A 24,392-nucleotide genomic window follows, 5' to 3' on the forward strand; every position below is an offset into this window, starting at 1 on the left:
ACGGAGGTTTCAGGCGGCCATGCGACGATGGCTCAGTGAGGATGTGATCGCGCAGGGCAGGCTCCCGCTGCTGTGCTTCCTTCTAGGGTTCATCGTCGGCTTCCTGTTGATCCGGCTCAGCGTCCGGCTGATCCGGAAGAAGGTGCGCTGGTGGCCGGGCAACCTACGCTCCGGCGGGGTACACATCCACCACATGGTGTTCGGGGTGATCCTGGTGCTGGCGTCCGGCGTCGGCATGGTCACCCTGTACCAGACCGCCAGCGTCACCACGGCCGCCGTGCTCGCCGCGTTCTTCGGGGTCGGTGCCGCGCTGACCCTCGACGAATTCGCGCTGATCTTCTACCTGCGCGATGTGTACTGGGAGGAGCAGGGGCGTACCTCGGTGGACGCGGTGTTCGTCGCGCTCGCGGTTACCGGGTTGCTGCTGCTGGGTTTTCATCCGCTGTGGTTGCTCGACATCAACGACTTCCGCAGTGATCCGAGCATCGAAGTGCGGGTGTTCGTCGTCTTCTTCGCGGTGGTGAACCTCGCGCTGGCCGCGATCGTCATCGCCAAGGGCAAGATCTGGACCGGCCTGTTCGGCATGTTCTTCCTGCCGCTGCTCTTTGTCGGCGCGCTCCGCTTGAGCCGACCCGGCGCACCGTGGGCTCGCTGGCGCTACGCCGACCGCCGCCGCCTGATGTACCGCGCCATCGTCCGCGAACGCCGCTACCGCCGTCCGGTCATCCGCGCCAAGATCTTCGTCCAAGATCTGGTCGCCGGTAAGCCCGACGTCGAACACATCCGTACCGCTGCCGAGGCCGAGCTGACCCGCACCGTGGTGCCCGCCCCACCGGCACCCCACCGCCACCACCTCTCCCTTTTCGCTACCGACCAGGAGCCCGACCCCGAGCCCGTAGCCCGCGTCCCCGACTGACCCGCCGAGTCGGCCTGTTACCTTCGTGCGCCGCCATCCGTCAGACAGATAGCTCTGTCGATGGAAGGAACGAAATGAACACCGATACGAAGGCCCTCGCATCCCGCGTCGTCTATCTGGGTGCCACCGGGGTCGTACTCACCGAATCAGTGATCGGCGCCTATTGGGATATCGCTCGCATCCCTTATGTCCGTGAGGTTTTCGATCGGCTCGAGTATCCGATGTACTTCGCGACGATGCTCGGCGTCGCCAAGGCGGCGGCCGTCGCCGCGATCGTGCTGCCCGGTCCGCCACGCGCGGCGGAATGGGCCTATGCCGGACTGACTTTCGTCTACGGCGGCGCGGCGGTGTCGCATGTGGCGGTCGGTGACGAGCCGAAGGCGTGGATCGGGCCGTTGGTGTTCGCCGGGCTGAGCATGGCGTCCTGGGGGCTGCGCCCGCCCAGTGGCTCGCGCAATCCGCTCGCGCTGCTGCGTCGTTCGGCGGTCGCCTGACATGCCGGAACGGAACACCACCAGCAATGACGTACAGGGCACCGTGGCACCGGGATTCGAGGCGGTGCGTGATGAATTCGTCGAGGTAGTGGCCGGGGAGAACGGCGAATCCGGTTCTCAGCTGGTCGCATTCGTGCATGGCAGGCCGGTGGTCGACCTGTGGGCCGGTTCGCAGGTCACCGGCGATTCCCTCACCGGCTTGCTCTCCTCGACCAAGGGCGCCGCGACGCTGGTGGTCGCCCTGCTGGTGCAGGACGGGATGCTCGACCTGGATCGTCCTGTTGCCGCGTACTGGCCGGAGTTCGCCGACGCGGGCAAGGCCGCGATCACCCTGCGGCAGGTCCTCACCCACGAATCCGGCGTGATCGGGGTCGACGGCGGTTTCACCCTTGCCGAGCTCGCCGACGACCAGCTCATCGCGCACCGCGTCGCCGGTCAACGCCCGTTCTTCCGGCCTGGCGGGGCGCAGGGCTACGGCGGATTCGTCACTTTCGCCATCATCGACGCGGTGGTGCGGCGGTCGACGGGCAGCTCGATCCAAGAGCACTTCGAGGAACGCATCAGGGCCCCTTACGATCTGGACCTCTATCTGGGATTGCCCGCTGCACTGGAGCATCGCTACCTGGCGGTGCTGCCGTGGTCGGCGTCACCGGAAATGCAGGCCGCGTTCGAGGCGAATTCGCCCAGCCCACACAGCATCCCGGGCATCTCGTACAACCTCAACGCCGCCGGATTCACCCCGGACGATGTGCTCGCCCTGTCCAATAATGCTGAGTTGCGGGCCAACGGCCCCGCCTCGATGGGCGGCGTGGGGAGTGCGCGTGGTTTGGCGACCATGTACGCGGCCACGATCTCCGACATCAACGGCCGGGCAGCGCTGTTGAAACCCGACACACTGGCTGTGTTCACTACGATCCAGACCGCGGGTTACGACCTGGTCCGCGGCGACAACGCGCCCTATCTGGTCGGATTCGAGGCCAAGGGCCTACAGCACCCGTTCTTCGGCGCGAATGCCTTCGGTCACAGTGGTGCCGCCGGTTCCGACGGATTCGCCGACCCGCACAGCGGGCTGGCCTACGGATACACCCGCCGTCGCGCCGCTTTCGCTTTCAACGGAGCGGAAAACGAGAGAATGGCTGCAGCGCTGCACCGCGCTGCGCGGAATATGCAGGGTTAGAAGGCGATTCGCCGCATACGCGGCGGCGCAGTCGCATCCGGTGTCAGTGCGACGTGCATGCACGCGGCGATCAATGTGGTCTCGGCTACCGAGCAGAGCAGCGCCTGCGCCGTCGCAGCTCCGGGGTCCGCGGTGACCACGTCGAACCAGAGGTCGATCAGTGCGGCACCGGCTACTGCCGACGCGACCAGTCGCGCTCGGGAGTCGTTGTGGCGCAACAACCCTGTGGTCAATGCGCAACCGGCGGCCAGGAAGAGATCCAAGCCGACCCAGGCCGACGACCAGTTCCGCACATACGCGGTGCTCGGCAACGTATTCCAGAGGATCGCGGCCCACGGCACCAGCGCAAACGCGGTGGCGGCGATGAACAAGTGCGCCTTGTGGCGGGCGAATCGGGTTCGGGAGGGGAGCAGGGCTGTCATTCGCATGACCGCCACGCTACGTCCGCAAAGAGTTCTTTGCAAACATTTATTTGCAAAGAACTCTTTGCTATCCTTCGGCGTATGGCACCGCGTAAACCTGACAACATGACCAGCGCCGAGCGCACTGCGCTCTATCGCACGCTGGCTCACCCGCTGCGTGGCCGAATCCTGCAGTACCTGGGCAAACACGGCGAAGCCAATTCGGCGACGCTGGCCGAGGTGCTGGGCGAGAGCACCGGCAGCACCAGCTACCACCTGCGCAAACTCGCCGAACTCGGCCTCATCACCGAAATTGCGGAGAAATCGGCGGGCCGGGAGCGCTGGTGGAGGTCGTTGCCGTTCGAGCACACCACCCCCGATCCGGCGACCATGGAACCGGCCGAATACGCGGCGGCCGAGCATCTGGGCAGGCTGAAGGCGGGCCACGATATCGACCTCTACCTGCGGGCGGTGCGCGAATGGGCGGGCCCGGACGGTTGGGCGCAGGTGCAGCGAACCGGAACCTACATGGCGAAGTCCCAGGTGAGAGAGTTCGTCGAGGAGTACAAGGCGCTGCTCGCGCGATACAGTTTCAGCCGCGAAGACGCGCCGGCGGATGCCAAGCCGATGAGCGTTCGACTGTTCGCGGTACCGGACAAGCCGGCCTGATCCAGGGGCGATTTCTCCCGCGACCCGCTGATCTGGCACAATACTCAGGTTGCCCTGGGAGAGTCTGTACCCGGCGCACCCCCTTAATCGGAGCATGAACCGGTCGAGCACGTCCTGTGCCGCCAGGGTCCTCTGTTCGCGCGAACCCATAAGGATGGAAATGAACACCCTTGACTTCGTCGACGAGAAGTCGCTGCGCAGCGACGTCCCCGACTTCCGGCCGGGCGACACCCTCAATGTGCACGTAAAGGTCATCGAAGGCTCGAAGGAGCGCATCCAGGTCTTCAAGGGCGTCGTCATCCGACGCCAGGGCGGCGGCATCCGCGAGACCTTCACGGTCCGCAAGGTGTCGTTCGGTGTCGGCGTGGAGCGCACCTTCCCGGTGCACACCCCGAACATCGACCACATCGAGGTCGTCACCCGTGGTGACGTCCGCCGCGCCAAGCTGTACTACCTGCGCGATCTGCGCGGCAAGGCCGCCAAGATCAAGGAAAAGCGCTGATATAGCTTTTCCGCACGATAGAGCGTCTGGTAGCCCGGCCTCGGAACTCAGTTCCGGTGCCGGGCTACTGTTTTCGGTGTGACAGACCACAGCGCGTCATCGACGGAGTCGGGTGACCAGGGGGCAGGGCGTCGCCGCAGGCGGCGCGGGAAGAAGCAGCGGCCGTTCTGGCAGGAGCTGCCGATCCTCGTCGTGATCGCGGCGGTGATCGCCGCGTTGCTGGTCAACTTTGTCGGGCGGCCGTATGTGATCCCGTCCGAGTCGATGGAAACCACGCTGCACGGCTGCGCCGGTTGCACGGGCGACCGCATCTACGTCGAGAAGCTGAGCTACTACTGGGGCGACCCGAGGCCAGGCGACGTCGTCGTGTTCGTCGGGCCGTCGTCATCGTGGAACGACACCTACAAGTCGACGCGTTCGAGCAACGCGGTTGCGCGCGGCGTCCAGAACTTCTTTTCCTTCTTCGGTCTGGTGCCGCCGGACGAGAACGATCTGGTGAAACGGGTGATCGCGGTCGGCGGCCAGACCGTGCAGTGCTGCGACCCGCAGGGCCGGGTGCTGGTCGACGGCAAGCCGCTGGACGAGCCGTACGCCACCTACACCATCCCGTACACACCTGGCCAGCCCTTCGGTGCCGGCGGTGGGCGGGAGTTCGCGCCGATCAAGGTGCCCGAGGGCAATCTGTGGGTGATGGGCGACAACCGCAACAACTCGCGGGATTCCCGCGCGCACACCCGCGATGAACTCCACGGGACCGTTCCCGTCAGCAATGTTCGTGGCAAAGCGGTGTTCAAGATCTGGCCGCCGGGACGGATCGGGCCGGTGCGTTCGCAGGATCCACAATCGAAATAGTGTGACGCCGATCGCCCGGCGTCGGACGGCTCACAGGGTGCCGGGCTAATCTGTTCGGCGTGGCAGACGAAAGTGGGTCGGTGTCGGTGTCCGATTCGGACGACGAGGGGGTGCGTTCGCGTCGCGGCAGGCGGCGGCGTGCGAAGAAGCAGCGGCCGTTCTGGCAGGAGCTGCCGATCCTCATCGTCATCGCGGCGGTGATCGCCGCGCTGATGGTCAGTTTCGTCGGACGCCCGTACGTGATTCCGTCGCAGTCGATGGAAACCACGCTGCACGGTTGCGCCGGATGCACCGGCGACCGCATCTACGTGCAGAAACTGAGCTACTACTGGGGAGATCCCAAGCCCGGCGACGTGGTGGTGTTCGTCGGCCCGTCGTCCTGGAACACTCACTATCAGTCGATCCGCTCCGACAACGCCGTCATGCGCGGCGTGCAGAACTTCTTTTCCTTCTTCGGTCTGGTGCCGCCGGACGAGAACGATCTGGTGAAGCGGGTGATCGCGGTCGGCGGCCAGACGGTGCAGTGCTGTGACGCGCAGGGCCGGGTGCTGGTCGACGGTAAGCCGCTGGACGAGCCGTACGCGCGCTACCTGCTCCCGTACGTCCCGGGCCAGCCCTTCGGCGCCAGCGGCGGACGTGAGTTCAAGCCGGTCAAGGTGCCCGAGGGGAATCTGTGGGTGATGGGCGACAACCGCAACGAGTCCGCCGATTCGCGCGCCCACATCACCGACGAACTGCAGGGCACCGTGCCGGTGGACAACGTCCGCGGCAAGGCCGTCTTCAAGATCTGGCCGCCCAGCCGGATCGGTCCGGTGCGCTCACAGAACGCCCAAGCGAACTGATCATCAGCGGCCGCAGCATAATTGGACGGTGGGGCAGAGCCGAGTGGTACAGAGCAATGGGTGGCCGCCGCGCGTGGTGATGCGGAAGGCGAGTGGGTTACGCACGCTCGAAGCGGCGTTGATCCGCAGCGGGCTGGGTCCGGTCGCCGGCGTCGACGAGGCGGGTCGCGGACCGTGCGCGGGGCCGCTGGTCGTCGCGGCCTGCCTGCTCGCGCCCAAGGCCTACGACAAGCTGTCCGGGCTCGATGACTCCAAGAAGCTCACCGAGGCCGTCCGGGAAGAGCTGTACCCGGTGATCATCCGGCTGTCGCTGGCCTGGAACGTGGTGGTCATCCCGTCCTGGGAGATCGACTCGATCGGCATCCACGTTGCCAACATCGAGGGCATGCGCCGCGCGGTCGCCGGGCTCGGCCGGACGCCGGGATACGTGCTGACCGACGGGTTCCGGGTGCCCGGCATCCCCGCGCCGTCGCTGCCGGTGATCGGCGGTGACGCGGCCGCGGCCTGCATCGCCGCCGCCAGCATCCTGGCGAAGGTCACCAGGGACCGGATGATGGTCGATCTCGACGAACGGTTCCCCGGCTACGGCTTCGCGACCCACAAGGGCTACAACACGCCCGACCACCTCGCCGCCCTGCGCCGCCTCGGCCCCAGCGACGAGCACCGGCGTTCCTGGCGCAATGTGCGGGAGCTGGCGGGCCTGCGACCGGTCGCCGCGGTGGCCGACGAGGCCGACGCCGTGCTTGCCGGCGAGGCCGACCCGATGATGTCCGATGAGTTCCAAGTCGTGCGTCCGGATAGCCGAGTGGCTACCGGCGCTACCCATGCGCGATGATGTCAGCACACGACGCAGCGCGGCGAGAAGGAGGACGTCCCACCCGATGAGTGCCGAGGACCTCGAGAAGTACGAAACCGAGATGGAGCTCTCGCTGTACCGAGAGTACAAAGACATCGTCGGTCAGTTCTCGTACGTGGTGGAGACCGAGCGCCGCTTCTACCTGGCCAACTCCGTGGAGTTGCGCCCGCAAAACGCCGACGGTGAGGTGTACTTCGAGGTCCGGATGAGCGATGCCTGGGTGTGGGATATGTACCGCCCGGCCCGCTTCGTCAAGCACGTCCGGGTGATCACCTTCAAGGACGTCAACATCGAAGAGCTCGAAAAGCCGGATCTGCGCCTGCCGGAGTAACCGCTTAGCACGGCCCACCGACAACTCGGCGTGCTCCGGTACCCGCCGCCCCGCGAGTTGTGCACAGGGCACCGACTATCCCCAGGGCTGGTGTTTGCCCAGGTCGGCACCCGAAGCCGCGGCGCGGTGCCGAGCACGCTGGCCGAGTGACAGACAGAAAAGCGCTCGGCGCGCACGGGGAAGAACTGGCGGCACGGTTCCTGCAGGCAGCGGGGATAGAGATCGTCAGCAGAAACTGGCGATGCAAATACGGTGAACTGGACCTGATCGTCCGCGACGCGGGTGTCACCGCGTTCGTGGAGGTGAAGACTCGGTCCGGGCTCGGGTTCGGCACGCCGGCCGAGTCGGTCACCTTCACCAAGCAGCAACGCATTCGGCGGCTCGCCCTGCTGTGGCTGGCCGAGCAGGACGGCCCGTGGCGGCACATCCGGTTCGATGTCGTTTCGGTGCTGCTCACCCGCGGGCACGAGCCGGTGATCGATCACCTCAAGGCGGTGTTCTGATGGCACTCGGCCGAGCCCACTCGGTCGCGGTGACCGGGGTCGACGGCCTACTCGTCGAGATCGAGGCCGATATCGGGCAGGGGCTGCCGTCGGTGCACCTGGTGGGGTTGCCCGACACGGCGCTGCAGGAGTCGCGGGACCGGGTGCGTTCGGCGGTGGCGAACTCGGGGGAGAAGTGGCCGGACGGACGGGTGATTCTGGCGCTCTCGCCTGCGACGCTGCCGAAGATCGGCAGCGTTTACGATCTGGCGCTGGCCAGCGCGGTGCTCGACGCGTCGGGTGCGGTTCCGTCGGAGCGGCTCGCGAAGACGGTGTTACTCGGTGAGCTGGCGCTGGATGGCCGGGTCCGGCGGGTGCGCGGCATCCTGCCCGCGGTGATCGCGGCCCGCAACGCCGGGTGGCCCGCTGTCGTGGTGCCGGAGGAGGCGTTGGCCGAGGCCGGATTGGTCGACGGGATCGAGGTTTTCGGGGCGGCGAGCCTGCGCACCGTGGTGGCCTGGTTGCGCGGCGAAGGCACGCTTCCGGAACCGAGTGGGCAGCTGCCCGAGCCGGTGCGATCCGGCGGTGATCTGAGCGAGGTGGTCGGGCAGGACGAGGCGCGCTGGGCGTTGGAGGTTGCCGCGGCGGGCGGGCACCATCTGCTGCTCACCGGGCCGCCCGGCATCGGCAAAACGATGTTGGCGCAACGTCTTCCCGGCCTGTTGCCGCCGCTGTCGGAGTCCGAGTCGCTGGAGGTGACCGCCATTCACTCGATGGCGGGGGCGTTGTCCGGTGATCATCCGCTCATCACGATGCCGCCGTTCGTCGCACCGCACCATTCGACCTCGGTGACCGCGATGGTCGGCGGCGGGTCGGGCACGGCCCGGCCGGGCGCGGTGAGCAGGGCGCATCGCGGCGTGCTGTTCCTCGACGAGTGCGCCGAGATCGGCACCAAGGTGCTGGAGGCGATGCGAACCCCGTTGGAAGAGGGCGAGGTTCGCATCGCCCGCCGCGATGGGGTCGCCCGGTATCCGGCACGATTCCAATTGGTGCTTGCCGCCAACCCGTGCCCATGCGCACCCGCTCGGGACGTCGACTGCATCTGCGCGCCACTGGCGCGGCGCCGCTATCTCGGAAAACTGTCCGGGCCTCTGATGGATCGGATCGACATCTGGGTGCAGATGCGCGGCCAGTCCGGAGCCGCGTTCAGCACCGACGAGGCCGAAAGCAGTGCGGTGGTGCGGGATCGGGTCGCCGTGGCGCGACAGGCGGCGCTGCGCCGCTGGCAGGAGCACGGCTGGCTGACCAATGCCGAAGTGCCCGGGCACATTCTGCGCCAGCAATTCCGACTGCCGCACGAGGCGATCGCGCCGGTCGAGACGGCACTGCGCCTCGGACGGATGTCTGCCCGCGGTGCCGATCGCGCGATCCGGGTTGCCTGGACCATTTCCGACCTGCGTGGGGCACAGCTGCCGACCACTCAGGATGTGCTGGCAGCATTGAACTTTCGACAGCGGGGTGCGCAGTGACCGCACTGGACGCGAGCGGTGGGTTGGTGCTGGGGCAGGGTGGCGGCGCCGAGGTGACCGTGGATGCCGTCGGAAGCAACTCCGCGCCATTCGATATCGATGTCTACGAGCGGCGGTTGGCGTGGGTGTATCTGTCCCGGGTGGTGGCGGGGCCGTGTGCGCCCCTCTCGGCGTTGATCGAGTCGGTCGGAGTGGTCGAGGCCGCGCGTGCCGTGCGCGAGTGTGCGCTACCGCAGTCGTTGCGCGGACCGACCGAGCAACGGCGTGGATCGGATTCGGCTGCAAGGGATCTGGAGGTGATGGAGCGAATCGGCGGACGGGTCGTCACACCCGACGATCCGGAGTGGCCGTCGTGGCGGCTGTTGGGCCTCGCCCAACTCGATCCGGGTCAGGACCGAGACTGCGCCGTGCCGCTGGTGCTGTGGGTGCGCGGTCCGCGGTCACTGCTGGAATCGAGTGACCGGGCCCTCGCGGTCGTCGGCGCGCGATGCAGCAGCGGGTACGGGAACCAGGTCACCGGCGAAATAGCAGGCGATCTCGCGGCCAAAGGCTGGACGATCGTCTCCGGGGCGGCCTTCGGGATCGACGGGATGGCCCATCGCGCGGCGCTGGCTGTCGGCGGCCCCACCATCGCGGTGCTGGCCTGCGGTGTCGACCGGCCCTATCCCGCGCAGCACGATCGGCTGCTGGCGGAGATCGCCGAGACCGGGCTGGTGGTCAGCGAGTATCCGCCGGGAACCACCGCGCACAAACACCAGTTCCTGGCCCGCAACCGGCTCGTCGCCGCCTTGACCGACGGTGTGCTGGTCGTCGAGGCGGGACTGCGCAGCGGGGCGCGCAACACGGTGAAATGGGCGCGGCGCCTTGGCCGTCCGGCATTGGCGGTCCCCGGCCCGGTCACCTCGGCCGCGTCGGTCGGCTGTCATCGGATGATCCGCGACGGCGAGGCCCTGCTCGTCACCCGCGCCGAAGAAGTGATCGACGAAGCGGGCCCCCTCCGCCTGCCGGTGTCAGGATCCGCGGGCCAGGCCACCTGCCCCGAGGATGCGCTGTCCGGCGACGAGGCCCTCGTCTTTGCCGCGCTGCCGAAAATCGGTTCCCGCCTACCGCGCGAACTGGCCCAACAGTCCGGTCTGTCGCTCCCCGCCGTCCGTGCGGCGCTGCCCGCCCTCGAACTCGCCGAGCTGGTCGGCACGGACGAGGGCGGTTGGTACCGAAAGCGCACCCGCCACCGGTGCCCAGAGGACAAGTGACCGAATGCCACTCACCCCGGAAAAGGAAGCTGCTCACGATATATGGCACTGGTACCATAACCACCATGCTGAAAAAGACGACAGTGATGGTCGACGAAGAGGACTTGGCCCTCATCAAGGCGGCTGCCGCGCGGGAGGGCAGGCCCGAGTCCGAGATTTTCCGCGAGGCATTCCACATCGCCGCACTGCGCACCAAACGCTGGGACGAGGAGTGGGACATCCCGACAATCAGTTCCGGCAAGTCGCGGACCGCCGAGGAAATGTGGCAGGTGGTACACGAGGAGATCGTGCGGCGGAACAGTTGATCGTCATCGGCGATACCTCCGCCCTGGTCGCTGCTTTCGACACCGCTCATTCGGAACACGAGAGTGTTCGCGCCGCATTGGCGGCGGCGTCGCTGACGGTGGTCTGCTCGCTGGTGCTGCTCGAGATCGAACACATCGTGACCCGGGACTTCGACCGGCAGACGGTGGGCGTCCTCAACGACTGGCTGCTCGCTCAGGAACCGCTCGGCCGCGTCGCCGTACCGGCCTTGCCGAGTGACCACCTGCGCAAGGCGCGCAGGGTGCAGGACCGATACGCCGATCTGCGACTCGACCTCACCGACGCGGTAAACGTCGTGCTGGCAGCCGAATACGAAACCGACGTGATCCTGACCCTCGACCGCAAGGATTTTCGCGCGATCCGGCCGCTGACCGGTGAGCAGGCCTTCCGGGTGCTGCCTGACGATCTGTGACCGGCGCGGTGGCTTGCCAACGGAGACGACTGTCGGGACGGTGGTGAGATGGAAGAACTACCCGAGGACTTGGCAGCGCTGCTGACCGAGTACGGCAGGCACCTGCGGCTGGGGCGGAACCGTTCGGCGCACACGGTGCGCGCCTACCTCGGCGACGCGCGTTCGCTGCTGGCCCACCTGTACGCCAGGTCGGCGGATTCCGCGGTGCGCGAACTGGATCTGCTGCTACTGCGCTCCTGGCTCGCGCAGCAGGCGCAGGCGGGGGTGGCGCGGACCACGATGGCGCGACGGGCCTCCTCGGCTCGGACCTTCACCGCGTGGCTCACCCAGACCGGACGGTTGACCGTCGATCCAGGACTGCGGCTCGGCTCCCCCAAAGCGCACCGGGTGCTGCCCGCCGTGCTCGGCCGCCAGCAGGCCCTCGGTGCCATGGACGCTGCGGAATCCGGTGCCGCACAGCACGATCCGATGGCATTGCGGGACCGACTGATCGTGGAGCTGTTGTACTCCACCGGAATTCGAGTCAGCGAGCTGTGCGGCCTCGACATCGACGACGTCGACCGCGAACGCCGAGTGGTCCGCGTCCTCGGCAAGGGCAACAAGGAACGCTCCGCCCCCTTCGGCATCCCCGCCGACGACGCGATCGGCGACTGGCTACAGCACGGCCGAGCCGCCTTCGCCACGCCCGATTCCGGCCGCGCCCTCCTGCTCGGTCGCCGCGGCAAACGCCTCGACCAGCGTCAAGCCAGAACCGTTGTGCACGAAGTCGTCTCATCCATCCCCGGCGCTCCCGATATGGGCCCGCATGGCCTACGCCACACCGCCGCCACCCATCTCCTGGAGGGCGGCGCCGACCTCCGCGTCGTCCAGGAACTTCTGGGCCACGCCAGCATGGCCACCACGCAGCTCTACACCCACGTCTCCATCGAACGCCTCAAGAAGGTCCACGACCAAGCCCACCCTCGCGCCTGACGCGCGGCGATCCGACTGTGGCCGCGGCGTCGTCGTCCGCGGTCGCCGCGGTCGCACACCGCCGCGGCCTGGACTCTGGTAGATCGCGCGGCAATCCGGCTGCGGTGCAGCGGGTTACGTGCGTCACCGCCGCCCCGTACCAGGTAGTGGGGCGGCGGTGACGTTGCCTAGCTGACCTCGACCGTAGACTCCTGCGGCTGATCGGCCGGCGTGCGCCGGACGCGCAGCAGGGTCACGCCGAGCAGCGCGGCGGCGACACAGAAGCACGCGCTGATCCAGGAACCGGTGGACATGGCGGTGGTGAACGCCGCCTTGGCGGGCTCGGCGAAGCCGAGTTGGAAAGCGGCGCCGATGGATTCGCGCGCCGCGTCGGGAGCGTCCGCAGGCATGTTCTCGGTGAACACACCGGCCAGCACGCTGCCGAGGATGGCGATGCTGATCGCCATGCCGACCTGCTGCAACGTGTCGTTCATGGCCGAGCCGACGCCAGCGTGTTCGAGCGGGATGGCGCTCATGATCGCGGCGTACGCGGCCGGACCGGCCAAACCGCCACCGATTCCCATGACCAGCATGCTGACCAGGATCATCAGGTAGCCCTCGCTGACAGCGAGGATTGCGAACGCACCGCCCATGACCAGCAGCCCGGACACAATGAGCGTCTTGTTGCTGAGCGTCTTGCCCAACGTCGCGCCCAAACCATTGAATAGGGCGGCGGCCACGGCATAGGGCAGCAGCGCCAGCCCCGCCTTCATCGGCCCGTAGTCCAGCACGAACTGCAGGTACTGGGTGAGCATCAGCATGACCGCACCCATACCGAACACCATCAGCAGCAGCGTGAGCGCGGTGCCGGTGAAGTCCCGATTGCGGAACACCGCCAGCGGCAGCATCGGGTGCTCGGACCGGCTCTCCCACACCACGAACCCGATCGCGGACAGCACCGCCAGCGCGATCATGCCGATATTCCACTCGCGTTCGATGATCACGTAGACCGTCGAGACGAGCGCGACGACCGACAGCAGCACGCCGATCAGGTCGACCGGTCGCTGCTCACCCTTGGTCTCGGGCATCAGCACCAGCGCCGCGATGATGACCAGCACCGCGACCGGGATATTGAGCAGGAACACCGAGCCCCACCAATAGTGCTGCAGCAGCACCCCACCCAGCGTCGGACCGGCGACGATGCCGACCATAGAGACGGTGCTCCACCCGGCCATCGCCTTGCGCCGCTCGTCCTCGGCGAAGGTGGTCATCAGGATGGACAGCGTCGACGGCATCAGCAGCGAACCGCCGACACCCATCGCCACCCGCGCGACGACGACATGCCACGGCTCGGTAGCCAGCACCGCGACCAGCGAGGCCACGCCGAACACGGCCAAACCACAGATCAGCATCCGTCGCCTGCCGAATCGGTCCGACAGGCTGCCCGCGGTGAGCAGCAGTCCGGCGAAGACCAGCACGTAGGCGTCGAGGATCCACTGCACGTCCGACGGTGTAGCCCCCAGCTCGCGAATCAGCGACGGGATAGCGAGATTGAGCACAGTGCTGTCGAGCATCAGCACCAGCAAGGACAGGCAAAGGACCCCCAGAATCCACCAACGGCGAGGGTCTCGTACATCGTTCGATTCCACTCGAACAGCGTACGATGAACTCGAACGGTGTGCGAATGAATATAGGATTGGCCGGTGACCAAGCAGTTCACCTCGGTATGGCTTCGTGAACCCCGGCAACCGAAGGCGTCTGGCTTACGCCTAGACCACATCATCGGCGCCGCCGTCGAACTCCTCGACGCCGAGGGGCTCGAGTCGTTGAGCATGCGCAAGATCGGCGCGAAACTCGACGCGGGCGCCACCAGCCTCTACTGGTACGTCGCCAACAAGGACGAGTTGCTCGAATGGGTCCTCGACGAGTTCTGGGGCATGGTGGAGGTCCCGGATCCGGACGAGGCGCCGTGGCGGGAGGTGCTGACGACATTCGCCTACAACTTCCGGGACACACTCCGCGCACACCCGTGGGGTGCCACGCTGATCGGTCAACTGCCCAGTATGGGGCCGAATGCGTTGCGGCTCACCGATCGGCTGCGTCGCGCATACGTCCGGGCCGGCTTCCAAGGCGTCGACATCTATCTCGCGAGCGGCACGGTGATGTCCTATGTGCTCGGGGTGGTGACGCCGGAGATCGCGTGGACCAAGACCTACGGCAGCGTCGATATCAACCGGGACGAGATACTGCAGATGATGGAAGCGGTGACCGAGGACTATCCCGAGATGATGGCGGACTATCGGGAGGCCTCGCCGACCAACCCCGCGGCCGCGCGGGCGATGGCGTTCGATTTCGGATTGCTATGCCTGCTGGACGGTCTCGAACACCGCTTGCCCGGGGGCTCGGGGGAGCACCCCGGGGAATAGGAGAGCCAATGCTTCGCGGTTGGCTCCAGAATCGGACGGTTCGGCTGCGGAATCTAGTACGTGTTCGTTTAGCTCACGTGGTATCTAGCGGGGTTTCATATTGCTAATCTGAAACAAGTTCTAGTTTGTCAGCGGAGCCGGTGAGTTCCGGAAATGCGGTGTACCTCCGTGATTCCCAGCGCGGGTGCACAGGAAGGCGTTCGCGTGAGCACCCACACCGTCCTCGGCCAGGAAGTGCGGATGCCGGTGCGCATCCGCCTCGCACGCGCGTTCATGGCTAGCTACCTGGTCCCCGCCGATGCCGCACAGCGGCTGATCGACTATTCCGGACTGCGCGTGCTGCGGCTGCCGGGCGGTCGCGCGCTGTGTTCGCTCGTGTTCGTCGACTACGTCGACGGTGATCTCGGCCCGTACAACGAGTTCGGCGTCTCGTTCATGGTCCGGCACCACACCGCCGAGCCCGCCGTCCGCTTCGGGGACCTGCGCGCGTTGGCGACGAGCCAGGCCGGAGTCCTGATCCATCGACTGCCGGTCGACGGCGACTTCACCCTCGCGGCCGGCCGTGGAATCTGGGGATTCCCCAAAGAACTCGCCGATTTCAGCGTGCACCACGAGGCGGGAGTACGTCACGGCGCGCTGCGTCAGGACGGCAAGCTCATCGTCGATCTGACCGTCCGCCAGGGCATTCCCGCTCCGCAACGCCGAAACACCGCCTCCTCCTTCGATGCTTACTCGCACATCGACGGCGTCACCCGCTGCACGCCGTGGCGAATGGAACCGGCCGGGATGCGCGCTCGCCCCGGCGGGGCCACCCTCGTCCTCGGCAACCACCCCATCGCCGACGAGCTGAGGTCGCTGCGCCTGCCTCGCCGCGCCGTGATGACCTCGACCATTTCTCACCTCGCGATGACCTTCGAGGACGCCGCCACCGTGTAGTCCCTGGTGATACGCCTACCAGCAGGAACCGGCCTACAACCAGCAGGAACCGGCCGAGTAACCGCATGATCACGGCCTAGCGCGGTTCATGGACGCCCTATGGATGTCCGGTTAGTGTGACGTAGCGGATTGTTTGCTCGCAGTACGAAGTCGACCTGTGTGGGAGAGGTGCCCGTGGATTCCGACGACCAGCGCCAGGTACTGCATCCAGGCGACGGTCCAGCGGAATCACGCGGCGCGCAGATGTGGGGGAAGTTCCGGGCGATGCACGGTTCGCAGCACCTCCTCGCCGGGACCGCCCCCGCGATCGGATTTCTGATCGGCTACTCCGCGGTCGGCGCGGAGGTCGGTGTGTTCGTCGCGATCCTGATCGCCGTCGTGTTGGGTGCGGTGCGGCTGATGCGCAGCGATTCGGTGCGGGTGGTCGCGGTGCTGGTGATTCTGGTGTTCTCGCTGTTCGTCGAGATCACCGGGGAGGGGCGCGGTTTCTATCTGCCCGAAGTAGCGTTGAGTGTCGTGATGACCGTGCTGTCCGGCGCGACGCTGCTCACCGGCAAGACGCTGAGCTACACCGTGACCCGAAAGATCCGGCTAGAACCTGCCGCCCCAGCGGTCCGGCCGCATCGCCGAATCACCTTCGCCTGGCGCGACAACGCCGCGGCCCGAGCCGTGGCGGCATGACGCTGCCGAGCCCCGACGCCGAATCGGCGGACGGGGAAGAAGAGGTCGACTACCGGTTCACCCTCGCCAACGAGCGCACGTTCCTGGCGTGGATGCGCACGTCGCTCGGCCTGCTCGCCGGTGGTGTCGCGGTGCATACGTTGGTGCAGCCGTTTCGGATGGGCGGCCTGCGGCGCGCGCTCGCGCTGAGCTGTCTGGTGCTCGCCGTGGTCATTGCCGTTGGCGCGTACGTGCATTGGCGGCGGGTGGGGGTGGCGATGCGGCAAGGGCGGCCGCTGCCCGACACGGTGATGGTGCCGGTGCTGTCCGCGGGTATCGCCGTCGTTTCGGTGCTCGCGGGTGTCGCGGTGTTGCTGCGATGAGCCGCGCCGGGCTCGCCGCGGAGCGCACCGCCCTGGCCTGGCGGCGAACGGCGGTGGCCGCGATGGTCACCAGCGCGCTGTTCCTGAACCACGCGGTGACCAGCGGATGGCGTCCCGCAGTGATCGCACCGATCGGTGCGGCGATCGTCATGGCGGCGTTGGCAGGCATGAGTTATCTGCGCAACCGCAGCTTGCACGAGGGGCGTTACGGCCACGGCAGCTGGGTCGTCGCCACGGCGGCCGCGGTGGTGGTGGCAGTCGCCGGCATCGCGGCAGTCATCGAATTCACCGGCCCATGGCCCTAGATTCCCACCGGCACACCACCTTTGCACCGACTCGCAGGAGGATGACATGAGCGAACGAACTGAGCCGATCATGTACCGGCGCGCGTTGCGCATGCCGGAGTCGAACGTCGGCGAGGTGCGAGCAGTAGGTGCAGCCACGAGTGTGCTCGTGCCGGAGCCGAGCGCTAGCGAGGTGGAGGCATGAGTGAGCGTAGCGAGCGAGTAATAGACACAGTCACGAGTGTGCTCGTGCCGGAGCCGAGCGCTAGCGAGGTGGAGGCATGAGCACCGCGACCGAGCCGAGCGATTTCATCGTCGCGGAGCAGCAGCGGGCGGCCGCCGCAATGCCGTTCGCCGATACCGCCGACCTCGAGGACGCCGACCGCGGGTTCATCGCCGCGCTGGAGCCAGGTGTGGTGACCGCGACGGACGGGACCGTGGTGTGGGACAACGACTCCTACGACTTCCTGCACGAGCCCTGTCCCGCCTCGGTCAATCCGAGCCTGTGGCGACAGTCCGGACTGGTCGTCAAACAGGGGCTGTTCGAGGTCACCGAGGGGATCTATCAGATTCGCGGACTCGACCTGTCCAACATGACCCTCGTCGAGGGTAAAACCGGTGTGCTGGTGATCGATCCGCTGATTTCCGTGGAGACCGCCGCCGCCGGGCTCGCCCTGTACCGCGCGCATCGCGGCGACCGTCCGGTGACCGGTCTCATCTATACCCATTCGCACGCCGACCATTTCGGCGGCGCGCTTGGCGTGACCACCACCGAAGACGTTGCGGCAGGGCGTTGTCCGGTGCTCGCTCCGGCCGGTTTCCTGGAAGAGGCTGTCGCCGAGAACGTTTACGCGGGTACCGCGATGGCCCGGCGGGCCGGCTACATGTACGGCGCGGTGCTGCCGCGCGGGCCGCTCGGCGCGGTGGGCGCCGGTCTCGGGCAGACGACCTCGGTCGGCACGGTGACCCTGATCCCGCCGACGGTCGACATCATGGCGACCGGGCAGGAGGAGACGGTCGACGGGATCAGGATCGTTTTCCAGGTCACCCCGGGCACCGAAGCGCCCGCCGAGATGAACTTCTACTTCCCGGACCACCGGGCTCTGTGCATGGCCGAAAACGCCACGCACACAATGCATAACCTGCTCACGCTGCGCGGGGCACTGGTGCGTGACCCGCACGTCTGGGCGAAGTACCTGACCGAGGCGATCAACCTGTACGCGCGCCGGTCCGATGTGGTCTTCGCCTCCCATCACTGGCCTACCTGGGGTACCGACCGGCTGGTGGAGTTCCTTGCGCTGCAACGCGATCTATACGGATACCTGAACGACCAGACCTTGCGCCTGCTGAACCAGGGTTATGTCGGCACCGAGATCGCCGAGATGCTCACGCTGCCCTCGGCGGTCGAGGACAGTTGGCACACGCACGGGTACTACGGGTCGGTCAGCCACAACGTCAAGGCCATCTACCAGCGGTACATGGGTTGGTTCGACGGCAACCCGGCGCACCTGTGGGAGCATCCGCCGGTCGAATCTGCCGTCCGGCACGTGGAATTCATGGGCGGCGCCGAGGAGGTACTGCGCAAGGCGCGGGACTGCTACGACGCGGGCGACTACCGATGGGTCGCCCAGGTGCTCAACTACGTGATCTACGCCGATCCCGCCAATGACGCCGCGAAAGCGTTGCAGGCCAGCACATTCGAACAGCTCGGCTACGGCGCGGAGAACGCGACCTGGCGCAATTTCTATCTCAGCGGCGCCTATGAGTTGCGTTATGGCTCGTTCGGCACGCCGACCAAGGCCAACGCGCCGACGCTGCTCGCCGCGCTGACCGTTGACCAGATCTTCGACGCCATGGCGCTGCGGGTGGACGGACCGAAGGCGTGGAATCAGCGGGTCGTCGCGGACTGGCAGATCAGTGACGAGAATCGGGTGCACCGTCTCGAACTCCGCAATGGACGGTTGACCCATTACGACCGGCCCGACGGGGTGACACTGCCCGAGCCGGACGCGGTGTTCACGCTGAGCAGGGCGACGCTCATCCGGGTGCTGCTGGTGGGTGAGGATTTCGGGGTCGCGGCCGCCGCCGGGGACATCCTCATCGAAGGCGACGTCACCAAGCTGGCTGAGCTCGTCGGTGTATTCGATGCGCCGGACCCGGATTTCACCATCGTCACGCCACGGGGCACGGTCGGTTAGCGGCCCCCGGAAATCTGTTCGACTCGGCAAGCGACGCTCCTTACGGTGGTGATCATGGCAACCGAACCGTCGACCGACCGGCCGCCGCTGCGCGAGCGCATGCGGGCCGCGCTGTCCGTTGCGATGAAATCTCGTGATCGCCAGGCAATCACGGCCCTGCGATCTGCCCTGGGCGCCATCGACAACGCGGAGGCGGTCGACGTCGGCGAACAGCGGGCGGGCGCGGTGGAAGGCAGCGCGGTCGGCCTGGGCGTCGCCGAGGTCGCACGCCGCGAGCTGACCGAGGATGACATCGAACAGATCGTCCGCGCCGAGATCGCCGAACGTCACACCATCGCCGAGGAGTACGCCGGTCTTGGTCGCCCCGATCACGCCGAGAACTTACGCGCTCAGGCCAACGCACTGACCGATCTGCTGTAGGCCGACCGACATAGATCCAGCCGAAGGTCGAGCTCGAGTGTCGTAGTCCTGCAACAAGCACCACTATCCGGGCCTCGTCGCCAGGAGGGTTGGGGCGAGTAGATGCGCCAGCACGTGAGCTGGCTGCACGTGAACCGCCAGCACGTGAGCTGGCACCATGCGAACTGCCTGAACGTGAGCTGGCTGCACGTGAACTGCCTGAACGTGAGCTGGCCGCACGCGAACTGCCTACACGCGAGCTGGCCCCATGCGAACTGGCCGCACGCGCGACCCCCCGTACTCTCGGCTCAACGCAGTCCAAGTCATGCTGAGGTCGGCAGGGTCTTGATATACCGCCCTGCGATGAAGCGCTGGATGACGCGCACCACCGGGCCGCCGAGCCGGGTGTACCAGGTTCCGGGACGCGAGAACGCGGTCACGATGCCGTACACCGACTCGTCGGCCGGGTCGTATTCGACCGCGAACAGCTCCTCACCGATTTCCGGATGCCCCGGCAGCGTGCCGTAGGCGAACCCGCGCTGATCCGGCGCGGCCAGCACGTACACCACTCGGCACGGCGCGATGATCGCTAGCGGCCCGAACCCGAGCCGCACCGTCAGCCGCGTTCCCGGCTCGGCTTTCACGGTCGACGCGTCATGAAAGATGCCCGTGCCCTTCTGCATCCGATAATCGAGAATCGCGGCACCTGCGTGCTCGAACAGCGCGCGCCCATGCCCGATCCGCCGCCGCAGCCGAAACCGGTGATACCCCTCCGGTAATTCGCTGGTCGTGGCACCGACCTCCGGATAGGTGAACGGCGGATCGCTGGACGCATGCTCCATGCTCTGATCTTCACCCTCCGCCGACATCGTTGGGAAGCGTTCGGCAGCGTCTGTTCGGACACGCCGCACGCCTCACACCGAGCAGGGAACTCAGGGCGGCGCAACCGGCTTCAGCCGTAGGGGAGCGAGGTGCAGGAGACCGAGTGGATCCAGGTATTCACGCCGTCGCCGCCCACCACCTTCGCTACGCAGCCCCCAGTGCAGGCAGGTACCGCAACCTTCGTGACCGGATTCCAGGGTGCCGATCCGGGTGCCCCGAGTGACCCGGCGCCCGACCGAAACTTCGGCGCGCACCGGCTCATACGTGGTCCGCAACCCACCCGGATGATCGATCGACACCACCGGCTTGTCCGCCACCGTCCCGGCGAACACCACGATCCCGTCTCCAGCCGCCAGCACCGCCTGCCCCTGCGCGCCGGCCAAATCGACCCCGCGATGCCCCGGCAGCCAGTCCTGCGCAGGCTTGTCGAACCGCCGCAGCACGGTCGGCCGAGGCTGCAGCGGCCAGCCGAAGGGCCCCGCGGGCGCGGCAGTCGCGACCGGTTCCGCACCGGTCAGTAGGACCAATGGTAGGAATGCTGCCGCGAAGAGTCGTGCCCGGTTTCTCGACATCACCCGAGATCACTTGGTCGGCAACGCCAACGGAGCAGGCGAGACGAGCCCACAGAACTCGGAATCACTCGGCGACATGAAAAACGGTGTGGGACCGACATATTCGCAGAATTCGGGATCCAGTGGAGATATCGCCAACGGATCGAGACCACAGTCCGCCGTATCCGCCGACGCGAATAAACCAGTCGGACCGAAGGACGCGCACAATCGCGGAACACCGGGCGGCGGCGATATCCGAACTCCGTTCGCCACCCGCAGCGGCGCCGGATGCACCAGCCCGCAGAACGAACCCGTGCACGCCCCGGGCACGGGTTCGTTCTGCGGCCGCCCGCCGATCAGGGCCGCCGCGCTCGGCTCGGCCGCATCGTGCGCAGCCGCGGCAACGGGCGGCGCGGTCAACACGGCGAGCACGAAGAAAAGCGGTATGACCAGCGTCGTCATCGAAGAAATCGGATTCGAAGGCATGTCACAAAGCCTCATCCGGCCAACCCGATCCCGGTACCCCCACCGCCCGGATTGTGGACAACTTTCGCAACTGTGGACATCTCCCGTTCCACCTGCCGCGAACACCGCTACGTGCCCCTGACAGGCCGATTTAGCGGCTGGACTCCTAAGACGTAGACTGATCAGGCGGTCTGTGCGTGCATGGACCGACTTCGCGCGCCACCCCGTGCTTGTTCGCAACGGCGCTGTTCGAATCGACTCAGTAAGAAATCGGTTCGTAGCGGTGCCTGTGCGGAGCAGGGAGTCGTCGGCTGGTCCCACCCTCGAGGTCGGGTCCGACGGTTCGGAGGCGCCAGGGCAGTGAATCACCGATTCGCTGCGTCAACCGGCAACGAAAGAGAGATACGGGAGCTATGGCTGTCGTAACAATGAAGCAGCTGCTCGACAGCGGCGCGCACTTCGGACACCAGACACGGCGCTGGAACCCGAAGATGAAGCGGTTCATCTTCACCGACCGCAACGGCATCTACATCATCGACCTGCAGCAGACGCTGACCTACATCGACAAGGCCTACGAGTTCGTCAAGGAGACTGTCGCCCACGGTGGCACCGTTCTCTTCGTCGGCACCAAGAAGCAGGCCCAGGAGTCGATCGCGGCCGAGGCGACTCGCGTCGGGATGCCCTACGTCAACCAGCGTTGGCTGGGTGGCATGCTCACCAACTTCTCCACCGTGCACAAGCGCCTGCAGCGCCTCAAGGAGCTCGAGGCCATGGAGCAGACCGGTGGTTTCGAAGGTCGCACCAAGAAGGAAATCCTCATGCTCACGCGTGAGATGAACAAGCTGGAGCGCACCCTCGGTGGTATCCGCGACATGGCCAAGGTGCCCTCGGCCATCTGGGTCGTCGACACCAACAAGGAGCACATCGCCGTCGGCGAGGCGCGCAAGCTGAACATCCCGGTCATCGCGATCCTGGACACCAACTGCGACCCCGACCTGGTCGACTACCCGATCCCGGGTAACGACGACGCGATCCGTTCCGCCGCACTGCTCACCAAGGTCGTCGCCTCCGCGGTGGCCGAGGGTGTGCAGGCGCGGGCCGGCCTGTCCTCGGGCGACGACAAGCCGGAAGCGGGCGCGGGTGAGCCGCTGGCCGAGTGGGAGCAGGAGCTGCTCGCGTCGGCCGCACCGGCCGCCGAGGCCCCGGCCGAAGCCGCCGCTGCGGCCCCGGCAGAGGCCGCTGCCGAGGTTGCCGCTGTGGAGACCCCGGCCGAGGCCTGAGTCTCGTAACTCGCTGTTCCAGCGGTGATCACCAACGCGTGCGATGGTGATCACCGCTGCCCAGTACTCAAGCACTTTCTCCGAAGGAGGCTCGCCACCGATGGCGAACTACACCGCTGCCGACGTGAAGCGGCTCCGGGAGCTCACCGGCTCCGGGATGATGGACTGTAAGAACGCGCTGGCCGAGACCGACGGTGACTTCGAAAAGGCCGTCGAGATCCTGCGCATCAAGGGTGCGAAGGACGTCGGCAAGCGTGCCGAGCGCACCACCGCCGAGGGCCTGGTCACCGCCAAGGGCGGCGTCATGGTCGAGATCAACTCCGAGACCGACTTCGTCGCCAAGAACGCGGAGTTCCAGGCGCTGGCCGACCAGATCGTGGCTGCCGCCGCATCTGCCAAGCCCGCCGACCTGGACGCGCTCAAGGCCATCGACCTCGGCGGCCAGACCGCCGACGAGGCCGTGCAGGCGCTTGCCGCGAAGATCGGCGAGAAGCTCGAGCTGCGTCGCGTGATCTCGCTCGACGGCCCGGTCGCCACCTACCTGCACAAGCGTGCCTCGGATCTGCCGCCGGCCGTCGGCGTGCTGATCGAGTACCAGGGCGAGGGTGACGCCGCGGCCGAGGCCGCCCGTGCCGCCGCCATGCAGGTTGCCGCGCTCAAGGCGAAGTACGTTACCCGCGACGAGGTTCCGGCCGACATCGTGGAGAACGAGCGCCGCATCGCCGAGCAGACCGCTCGCGAAGAGGGCAAGCCCGAGGCCGCACTGCCGAAGATCACCGAGGGCCGCGTCAACGGCTTCTTCAAGGACGTCGTGCTGCTCGAGCAGTCGTCGGTCACCGACTCGAAGAAGACCGTCAAGGCCCTGCTGGACGAGGCCGGGGTCACCGTGACCCGCTTCGCCCGCTTCGAGGTCGGCGCCAACTGATCGCGCCCCGCGACCGTCCCGATGTACACCGGGATGGACCCGCGGGACCGGGTCTAGCCGCACTCATAGCACCATAGCGAGCAGGCCCCCCGTCGACCGATTTGCCGGTTGACGGGGGGTCTTCTTATGCCGCCGAACACACATAAGGCAGGATAGGGGCCGCTCCGTGTTGAGGAGCCTTTCCGAGCTGCCGAATTCTGTGACGCACTTGCCTGCCGAGAACAACGTTGACCGCCGAAGGAGAAGAACACCCATGACGAACCCGGGGATCGATCGCCCAGGATATCGCCGGGTGCTTCTCAAGCTAGGTGGCGAGATGTTCGGCGGCGGCCGGGTCGGCCTCGACCCGGACGTGGTGCAGACGGTCGCCGAGCAGATCGCCGAGGTGGTCGCCACCGGCGTGCAGGTGGCCGTGGTGATCGGCGGCGGCAACTTCTTCCGCGGCGCCGAGCTCGAGGAGCGCGGCATGGAACGCGCCCGCTCGGACTACATGGGCATGCTCGGCACCGTGATGAACAGCCTTGCGCTGCAAGACTTTCTGCAGAAGCAGGGCATCGACACCCGGGTGCAGACCGCGATCACCATGGGCCAGGTCGCCGAGCCCTACCTTCCGCTGCGCGCCAAGCGGCACCTGGAGAAGGGCCGCGTGGTCATCTTCGGTGCGGGCATGGGCATGCCGTACTTCTCCACCGACACCACCGCCGCCCAGCGTGCGCTGGAGATCGGTGCCGAGGTGGTGATGCTGGCCAAGGCGGTCGACGGCGTGTTCACCGCCGATCCCAAGATCGACGAACACGCCACCATGTACTCCGAGATCACCCACAAAGAGGTCATCGAGCAAGGACTCAAGGTCGCCGACGCGACAGCCTTCAGTCTGTGTATGGACAACCAGATGCCGATTCTGGTGTTCAATTTGTTGACCAAGGGCAATATCGCCCGAGCGGTCGCCGGTGAGAAGATCGGCACATTGGTTCGGTCCTGACCCCGCGACCCGCGGATCATGACGATGACG

At 66.8% G+C, this 24,392-nt stretch carries 31 protein-coding genes; 26 read left to right on the forward strand and 5 right to left on the reverse strand.

Translation table 11 applies throughout. The annotated features are described in order from the left end of the window. Positions 1–19: 19 nt before the first annotated feature. From ABZ942_RS02715 to ABZ942_RS02725, 3 genes are all read left to right on the forward strand, one after another. A complete protein-coding gene (locus ABZ942_RS02715; RefSeq protein WP_357378350.1) occupies positions 20–916 on the forward strand; it encodes a hypothetical protein in 897 nt (298 codons plus the stop codon). 74 nt (positions 917–990) lie between these two features. Beyond that, the gene (locus ABZ942_RS02720; protein WP_357378352.1) at positions 991–1,410 is read left to right on the forward strand and encodes a DoxX family protein; all 420 of its coding nucleotides are present in this window, start codon (positions 991–993) and stop codon (positions 1,408–1,410) included. Between the two features lies 1 nt (position 1,411). Beyond that, on the forward strand, positions 1,412–2,587 hold the full coding sequence (locus ABZ942_RS02725; protein WP_357378354.1) for a serine hydrolase domain-containing protein: 1,176 nt from the start codon (positions 1,412–1,414) through the stop codon (positions 2,585–2,587). Here ABZ942_RS02725 and ABZ942_RS02730 read toward each other — a convergent pair. After that, positions 2,584–3,015, reverse strand: coding sequence for a hypothetical protein (locus tag ABZ942_RS02730; RefSeq protein ID WP_357378356.1), 432 nt, complete (start codon positions 3,013–3,015; stop codon positions 2,584–2,586). The genes ABZ942_RS02725 and ABZ942_RS02730 overlap by 4 nt on opposite strands. 75 nt (positions 3,016–3,090) lie before the next feature. On the opposite strand from ABZ942_RS02730, the gene ABZ942_RS02735 reads away from it, so the two are divergent. From ABZ942_RS02735 to ABZ942_RS02790, 12 genes are all read left to right on the forward strand, one after another. Further along, positions 3,091–3,657, forward strand: coding sequence for a helix-turn-helix domain-containing protein (locus ABZ942_RS02735; protein ID WP_357378358.1), 567 nt, complete (start codon positions 3,091–3,093; stop codon positions 3,655–3,657). Positions 3,658–3,817: 160 nt separating this feature from the next. Further along, positions 3,818–4,159 carry a 50S ribosomal protein L19 gene (gene rplS, locus ABZ942_RS02740; RefSeq protein ID WP_029893064.1) on the forward strand — a complete coding sequence of 114 codons (342 nt, stop codon included), beginning with the start codon at positions 3,818–3,820 and terminating at the stop codon, positions 4,157–4,159. A gap of 78 nt (positions 4,160–4,237) precedes the next feature. After that, positions 4,238–5,011, forward strand: coding sequence for a signal peptidase I (lepB, locus tag ABZ942_RS02745; RefSeq protein ID WP_357378360.1), 774 nt, complete (start codon positions 4,238–4,240; stop codon positions 5,009–5,011). 80 nt (positions 5,012–5,091) lie between these two features. Next, the gene (lepB, locus tag ABZ942_RS02750) at positions 5,092–5,853 is read left to right on the forward strand and encodes a signal peptidase I (RefSeq protein WP_357379337.1); all 762 of its coding nucleotides are present in this window, start codon (positions 5,092–5,094) and stop codon (positions 5,851–5,853) included. Between the two features lie 43 nt (positions 5,854–5,896). After that, positions 5,897–6,688: a ribonuclease HII gene (locus ABZ942_RS02755; RefSeq protein ID WP_357379338.1), complete on the forward strand. Its 792-nt coding sequence runs from the start codon at positions 5,897–5,899 to the stop codon at positions 6,686–6,688. Between the two features lie 46 nt (positions 6,689–6,734). Next, entirely contained in the window at positions 6,735–7,040 is a 306-nt protein-coding gene (locus tag ABZ942_RS02760; RefSeq protein WP_011210678.1) for a DUF2469 domain-containing protein, read from the forward strand. A 146-nt stretch (positions 7,041–7,186) separates the two neighbouring features. Beyond that, positions 7,187–7,543 carry a YraN family protein gene (locus tag ABZ942_RS02765; protein ID WP_357378362.1) on the forward strand — a complete coding sequence of 119 codons (357 nt, stop codon included), beginning with the start codon at positions 7,187–7,189 and terminating at the stop codon, positions 7,541–7,543. Further along, positions 7,543–9,051 (forward strand): YifB family Mg chelatase-like AAA ATPase, encoded by a 1,509-nt coding sequence (locus ABZ942_RS02770; RefSeq protein ID WP_357378364.1) that lies wholly within the window; start codon positions 7,543–7,545, stop codon positions 9,049–9,051. Before ABZ942_RS02765 ends, ABZ942_RS02770 begins: the two co-directional genes overlap by 1 nt. Positions 9,052–9,167: 116 nt before the next feature. Further along, the gene (gene dprA / locus ABZ942_RS02775; protein WP_357379339.1) at positions 9,168–10,304 is read left to right on the forward strand and encodes a DNA-processing protein DprA; all 1,137 of its coding nucleotides are present in this window, start codon (positions 9,168–9,170) and stop codon (positions 10,302–10,304) included. Between the two features lie 65 nt (positions 10,305–10,369). After that, a complete protein-coding gene (locus ABZ942_RS02780) occupies positions 10,370–10,609 on the forward strand; it encodes a ribbon-helix-helix protein, CopG family (RefSeq protein WP_357378366.1) in 240 nt (79 codons plus the stop codon). After that, positions 10,567–11,040: a PIN domain-containing protein gene (locus tag ABZ942_RS02785; RefSeq protein WP_357378368.1), complete on the forward strand. Its 474-nt coding sequence runs from the start codon at positions 10,567–10,569 to the stop codon at positions 11,038–11,040. Before ABZ942_RS02780 ends, ABZ942_RS02785 begins: the two co-directional genes overlap by 43 nt. 48 nt (positions 11,041–11,088) lie before the next feature. After that, the gene (locus tag ABZ942_RS02790; RefSeq protein WP_357378370.1) at positions 11,089–12,012 is read left to right on the forward strand and encodes a tyrosine recombinase XerC; all 924 of its coding nucleotides are present in this window, start codon (positions 11,089–11,091) and stop codon (positions 12,010–12,012) included. A 167-nt stretch (positions 12,013–12,179) separates the two neighbouring features. On the opposite strand, the gene ABZ942_RS02795 is transcribed toward ABZ942_RS02790, so the two are convergent. Beyond that, positions 12,180–13,640 carry an MFS transporter gene (locus tag ABZ942_RS02795; RefSeq protein WP_357378372.1) on the reverse strand — a complete coding sequence of 487 codons (1,461 nt, stop codon included), beginning with the start codon at positions 13,638–13,640 and terminating at the stop codon, positions 12,180–12,182. 54 nt (positions 13,641–13,694) lie between these two features. Between ABZ942_RS02795 and ABZ942_RS02800 the strand changes: the two genes are divergently transcribed. From ABZ942_RS02800 to ABZ942_RS02835, 8 genes are all read left to right on the forward strand, one after another. After that, positions 13,695–14,417: a TetR/AcrR family transcriptional regulator gene (locus ABZ942_RS02800; RefSeq protein WP_357378374.1), complete on the forward strand. Its 723-nt coding sequence runs from the start codon at positions 13,695–13,697 to the stop codon at positions 14,415–14,417. 204 nt (positions 14,418–14,621) lie between these two features. Next, positions 14,622–15,353, forward strand: a complete 732-nt coding sequence (locus tag ABZ942_RS02805) for an acetoacetate decarboxylase family protein (RefSeq protein WP_357378376.1) — start codon at positions 14,622–14,624, stop codon at positions 15,351–15,353. A 174-nt stretch (positions 15,354–15,527) separates the two neighbouring features. Next, the gene (locus ABZ942_RS02810; protein WP_357378378.1) at positions 15,528–16,034 is read left to right on the forward strand and encodes a hypothetical protein; all 507 of its coding nucleotides are present in this window, start codon (positions 15,528–15,530) and stop codon (positions 16,032–16,034) included. Then, entirely contained in the window at positions 16,031–16,396 is a 366-nt protein-coding gene (locus ABZ942_RS02815; protein WP_357378380.1) for a DUF202 domain-containing protein, read from the forward strand. Before ABZ942_RS02810 ends, ABZ942_RS02815 begins: the two co-directional genes overlap by 4 nt. Further along, the gene (locus tag ABZ942_RS02820) at positions 16,393–16,701 is read left to right on the forward strand and encodes a DUF202 domain-containing protein (protein WP_357378382.1); all 309 of its coding nucleotides are present in this window, start codon (positions 16,393–16,395) and stop codon (positions 16,699–16,701) included. The genes ABZ942_RS02815 and ABZ942_RS02820 overlap by 4 nt, the downstream gene beginning before the upstream one ends. A 46-nt stretch (positions 16,702–16,747) precedes the next feature. Further along, positions 16,748–16,885, forward strand: a complete 138-nt coding sequence (locus ABZ942_RS02825; protein WP_357378384.1) for a hypothetical protein — start codon at positions 16,748–16,750, stop codon at positions 16,883–16,885. Between the two features lie 76 nt (positions 16,886–16,961). Next, positions 16,962–18,878, forward strand: coding sequence for an alkyl sulfatase dimerization domain-containing protein (locus ABZ942_RS02830; protein ID WP_357378386.1), 1,917 nt, complete (start codon positions 16,962–16,964; stop codon positions 18,876–18,878). A 54-nt stretch (positions 18,879–18,932) separates the two neighbouring features. Continuing rightward, the gene (locus tag ABZ942_RS02835) at positions 18,933–19,298 is read left to right on the forward strand and encodes a hypothetical protein (protein ID WP_357378388.1); all 366 of its coding nucleotides are present in this window, start codon (positions 18,933–18,935) and stop codon (positions 19,296–19,298) included. Between the two features lie 302 nt (positions 19,299–19,600). On the opposite strand, the gene ABZ942_RS02840 is transcribed toward ABZ942_RS02835, so the two are convergent. The 3 genes from ABZ942_RS02840 to ABZ942_RS02850 all read right to left on the reverse strand — a co-directional run bounded on the left by ABZ942_RS02840 (position 19,601) and on the right by ABZ942_RS02850 (position 21,172). Continuing rightward, on the reverse strand, positions 19,601–20,119 hold the full coding sequence (locus tag ABZ942_RS02840) for a DUF1990 domain-containing protein (protein ID WP_357378389.1): 519 nt from the start codon (positions 20,117–20,119) through the stop codon (positions 19,601–19,603). Between the two features lie 90 nt (positions 20,120–20,209). Next, complete coding sequence (locus tag ABZ942_RS02845; RefSeq protein ID WP_357378391.1) at positions 20,210–20,731, reverse strand: M23 family metallopeptidase; 522 nt, start codon at positions 20,729–20,731, stop codon at positions 20,210–20,212. 9 nt (positions 20,732–20,740) lie between these two features. Continuing rightward, positions 20,741–21,172, reverse strand: coding sequence for a hypothetical protein (locus ABZ942_RS02850; protein WP_357378393.1), 432 nt, complete (start codon positions 21,170–21,172; stop codon positions 20,741–20,743). Between the two features lie 416 nt (positions 21,173–21,588). Here ABZ942_RS02850 and rpsB point away from each other — a divergent pair, with 416 nt between their 5' ends. The 3 genes from rpsB to pyrH all read left to right on the forward strand — a co-directional run bounded on the left by rpsB (position 21,589) and on the right by pyrH (position 24,362). After that, entirely contained in the window at positions 21,589–22,455 is an 867-nt protein-coding gene (rpsB, locus tag ABZ942_RS02855) for a 30S ribosomal protein S2 (protein WP_357378395.1), read from the forward strand. A gap of 100 nt (positions 22,456–22,555) precedes the next feature. Continuing rightward, positions 22,556–23,380: a translation elongation factor Ts gene (gene tsf / locus ABZ942_RS02860; protein WP_357378397.1), complete on the forward strand. Its 825-nt coding sequence runs from the start codon at positions 22,556–22,558 to the stop codon at positions 23,378–23,380. A 253-nt stretch (positions 23,381–23,633) separates the two neighbouring features. Further along, a complete protein-coding gene (pyrH, locus tag ABZ942_RS02865) occupies positions 23,634–24,362 on the forward strand; it encodes a UMP kinase (RefSeq protein WP_357378399.1) in 729 nt (242 codons plus the stop codon). Positions 24,363–24,392 lie beyond the last annotated feature (30 nt).

Origin of the sequence: Nocardia sp. NPDC046473, from assembly GCF_040645995.1 — a bacterium.
GTDB lineage: Bacteria > Actinomycetota > Actinomycetes > Mycobacteriales > Mycobacteriaceae > Nocardia.

What these genes read in the sequence shown, in the direction of transcription:
- ABZ942_RS02835 (WP_357378388.1), top strand. Translation starts at nt 18,933, where the DNA reads ATGGCAACCGAACCGTCGACCGACCGGCCGCCGCTGCGCGAGCGCATG.
- ABZ942_RS02725 (WP_357378354.1), top strand. Translation starts at nt 1,412, where the DNA reads ATGCCGGAACGGAACACCACCAGCAATGACGTACAGGGCACCGTGGCA.
- ABZ942_RS02830 (WP_357378386.1), top strand. Translation starts at nt 16,962, where the DNA reads ATGAGCACCGCGACCGAGCCGAGCGATTTCATCGTCGCGGAGCAGCAG.
- ABZ942_RS02845 (WP_357378391.1), bottom strand. Translation starts at nt 20,731, where the DNA reads ATGTCGAGAAACCGGGCACGACTCTTCGCGGCAGCATTCCTACCATTG.
- ABZ942_RS02735 (WP_357378358.1), top strand. Translation starts at nt 3,091, where the DNA reads ATGGCACCGCGTAAACCTGACAACATGACCAGCGCCGAGCGCACTGCG.
- ABZ942_RS02815 (WP_357378380.1), top strand. Translation starts at nt 16,031, where the DNA reads ATGACGCTGCCGAGCCCCGACGCCGAATCGGCGGACGGGGAAGAAGAG.
- pyrH (WP_357378399.1), top strand. Translation starts at nt 23,634, where the DNA reads ATGACGAACCCGGGGATCGATCGCCCAGGATATCGCCGGGTGCTTCTC.
- ABZ942_RS02715 (WP_357378350.1), top strand. Translation starts at nt 20, where the DNA reads ATGCGACGATGGCTCAGTGAGGATGTGATCGCGCAGGGCAGGCTCCCG.
- ABZ942_RS02720 (WP_357378352.1), top strand. Translation starts at nt 991, where the DNA reads ATGAACACCGATACGAAGGCCCTCGCATCCCGCGTCGTCTATCTGGGT.
- ABZ942_RS02850 (WP_357378393.1), bottom strand. Translation starts at nt 21,172, where the DNA reads ATGACGACGCTGGTCATACCGCTTTTCTTCGTGCTCGCCGTGTTGACC.
- rplS (WP_029893064.1), top strand. Translation starts at nt 3,818, where the DNA reads ATGAACACCCTTGACTTCGTCGACGAGAAGTCGCTGCGCAGCGACGTC.
- ABZ942_RS02760 (WP_011210678.1), top strand. Translation starts at nt 6,735, where the DNA reads ATGAGTGCCGAGGACCTCGAGAAGTACGAAACCGAGATGGAGCTCTCG.
- rpsB (WP_357378395.1), top strand. Translation starts at nt 21,589, where the DNA reads ATGGCTGTCGTAACAATGAAGCAGCTGCTCGACAGCGGCGCGCACTTC.
- ABZ942_RS02820 (WP_357378382.1), top strand. Translation starts at nt 16,393, where the DNA reads ATGAGCCGCGCCGGGCTCGCCGCGGAGCGCACCGCCCTGGCCTGGCGG.
- ABZ942_RS02770 (WP_357378364.1), top strand. Translation starts at nt 7,543, where the DNA reads ATGGCACTCGGCCGAGCCCACTCGGTCGCGGTGACCGGGGTCGACGGC.
- ABZ942_RS02840 (WP_357378389.1), bottom strand. Translation starts at nt 20,119, where the DNA reads ATGGAGCATGCGTCCAGCGATCCGCCGTTCACCTATCCGGAGGTCGGT.
- ABZ942_RS02730 (WP_357378356.1), bottom strand. Translation starts at nt 3,015, where the DNA reads ATGCGAATGACAGCCCTGCTCCCCTCCCGAACCCGATTCGCCCGCCAC.
- tsf (WP_357378397.1), top strand. Translation starts at nt 22,556, where the DNA reads ATGGCGAACTACACCGCTGCCGACGTGAAGCGGCTCCGGGAGCTCACC.
- ABZ942_RS02825 (WP_357378384.1), top strand. Translation starts at nt 16,748, where the DNA reads ATGAGCGAACGAACTGAGCCGATCATGTACCGGCGCGCGTTGCGCATG.
- ABZ942_RS02780 (WP_357378366.1), top strand. Translation starts at nt 10,370, where the DNA reads ATGCTGAAAAAGACGACAGTGATGGTCGACGAAGAGGACTTGGCCCTC.
- ABZ942_RS02790 (WP_357378370.1), top strand. Translation starts at nt 11,089, where the DNA reads ATGGAAGAACTACCCGAGGACTTGGCAGCGCTGCTGACCGAGTACGGC.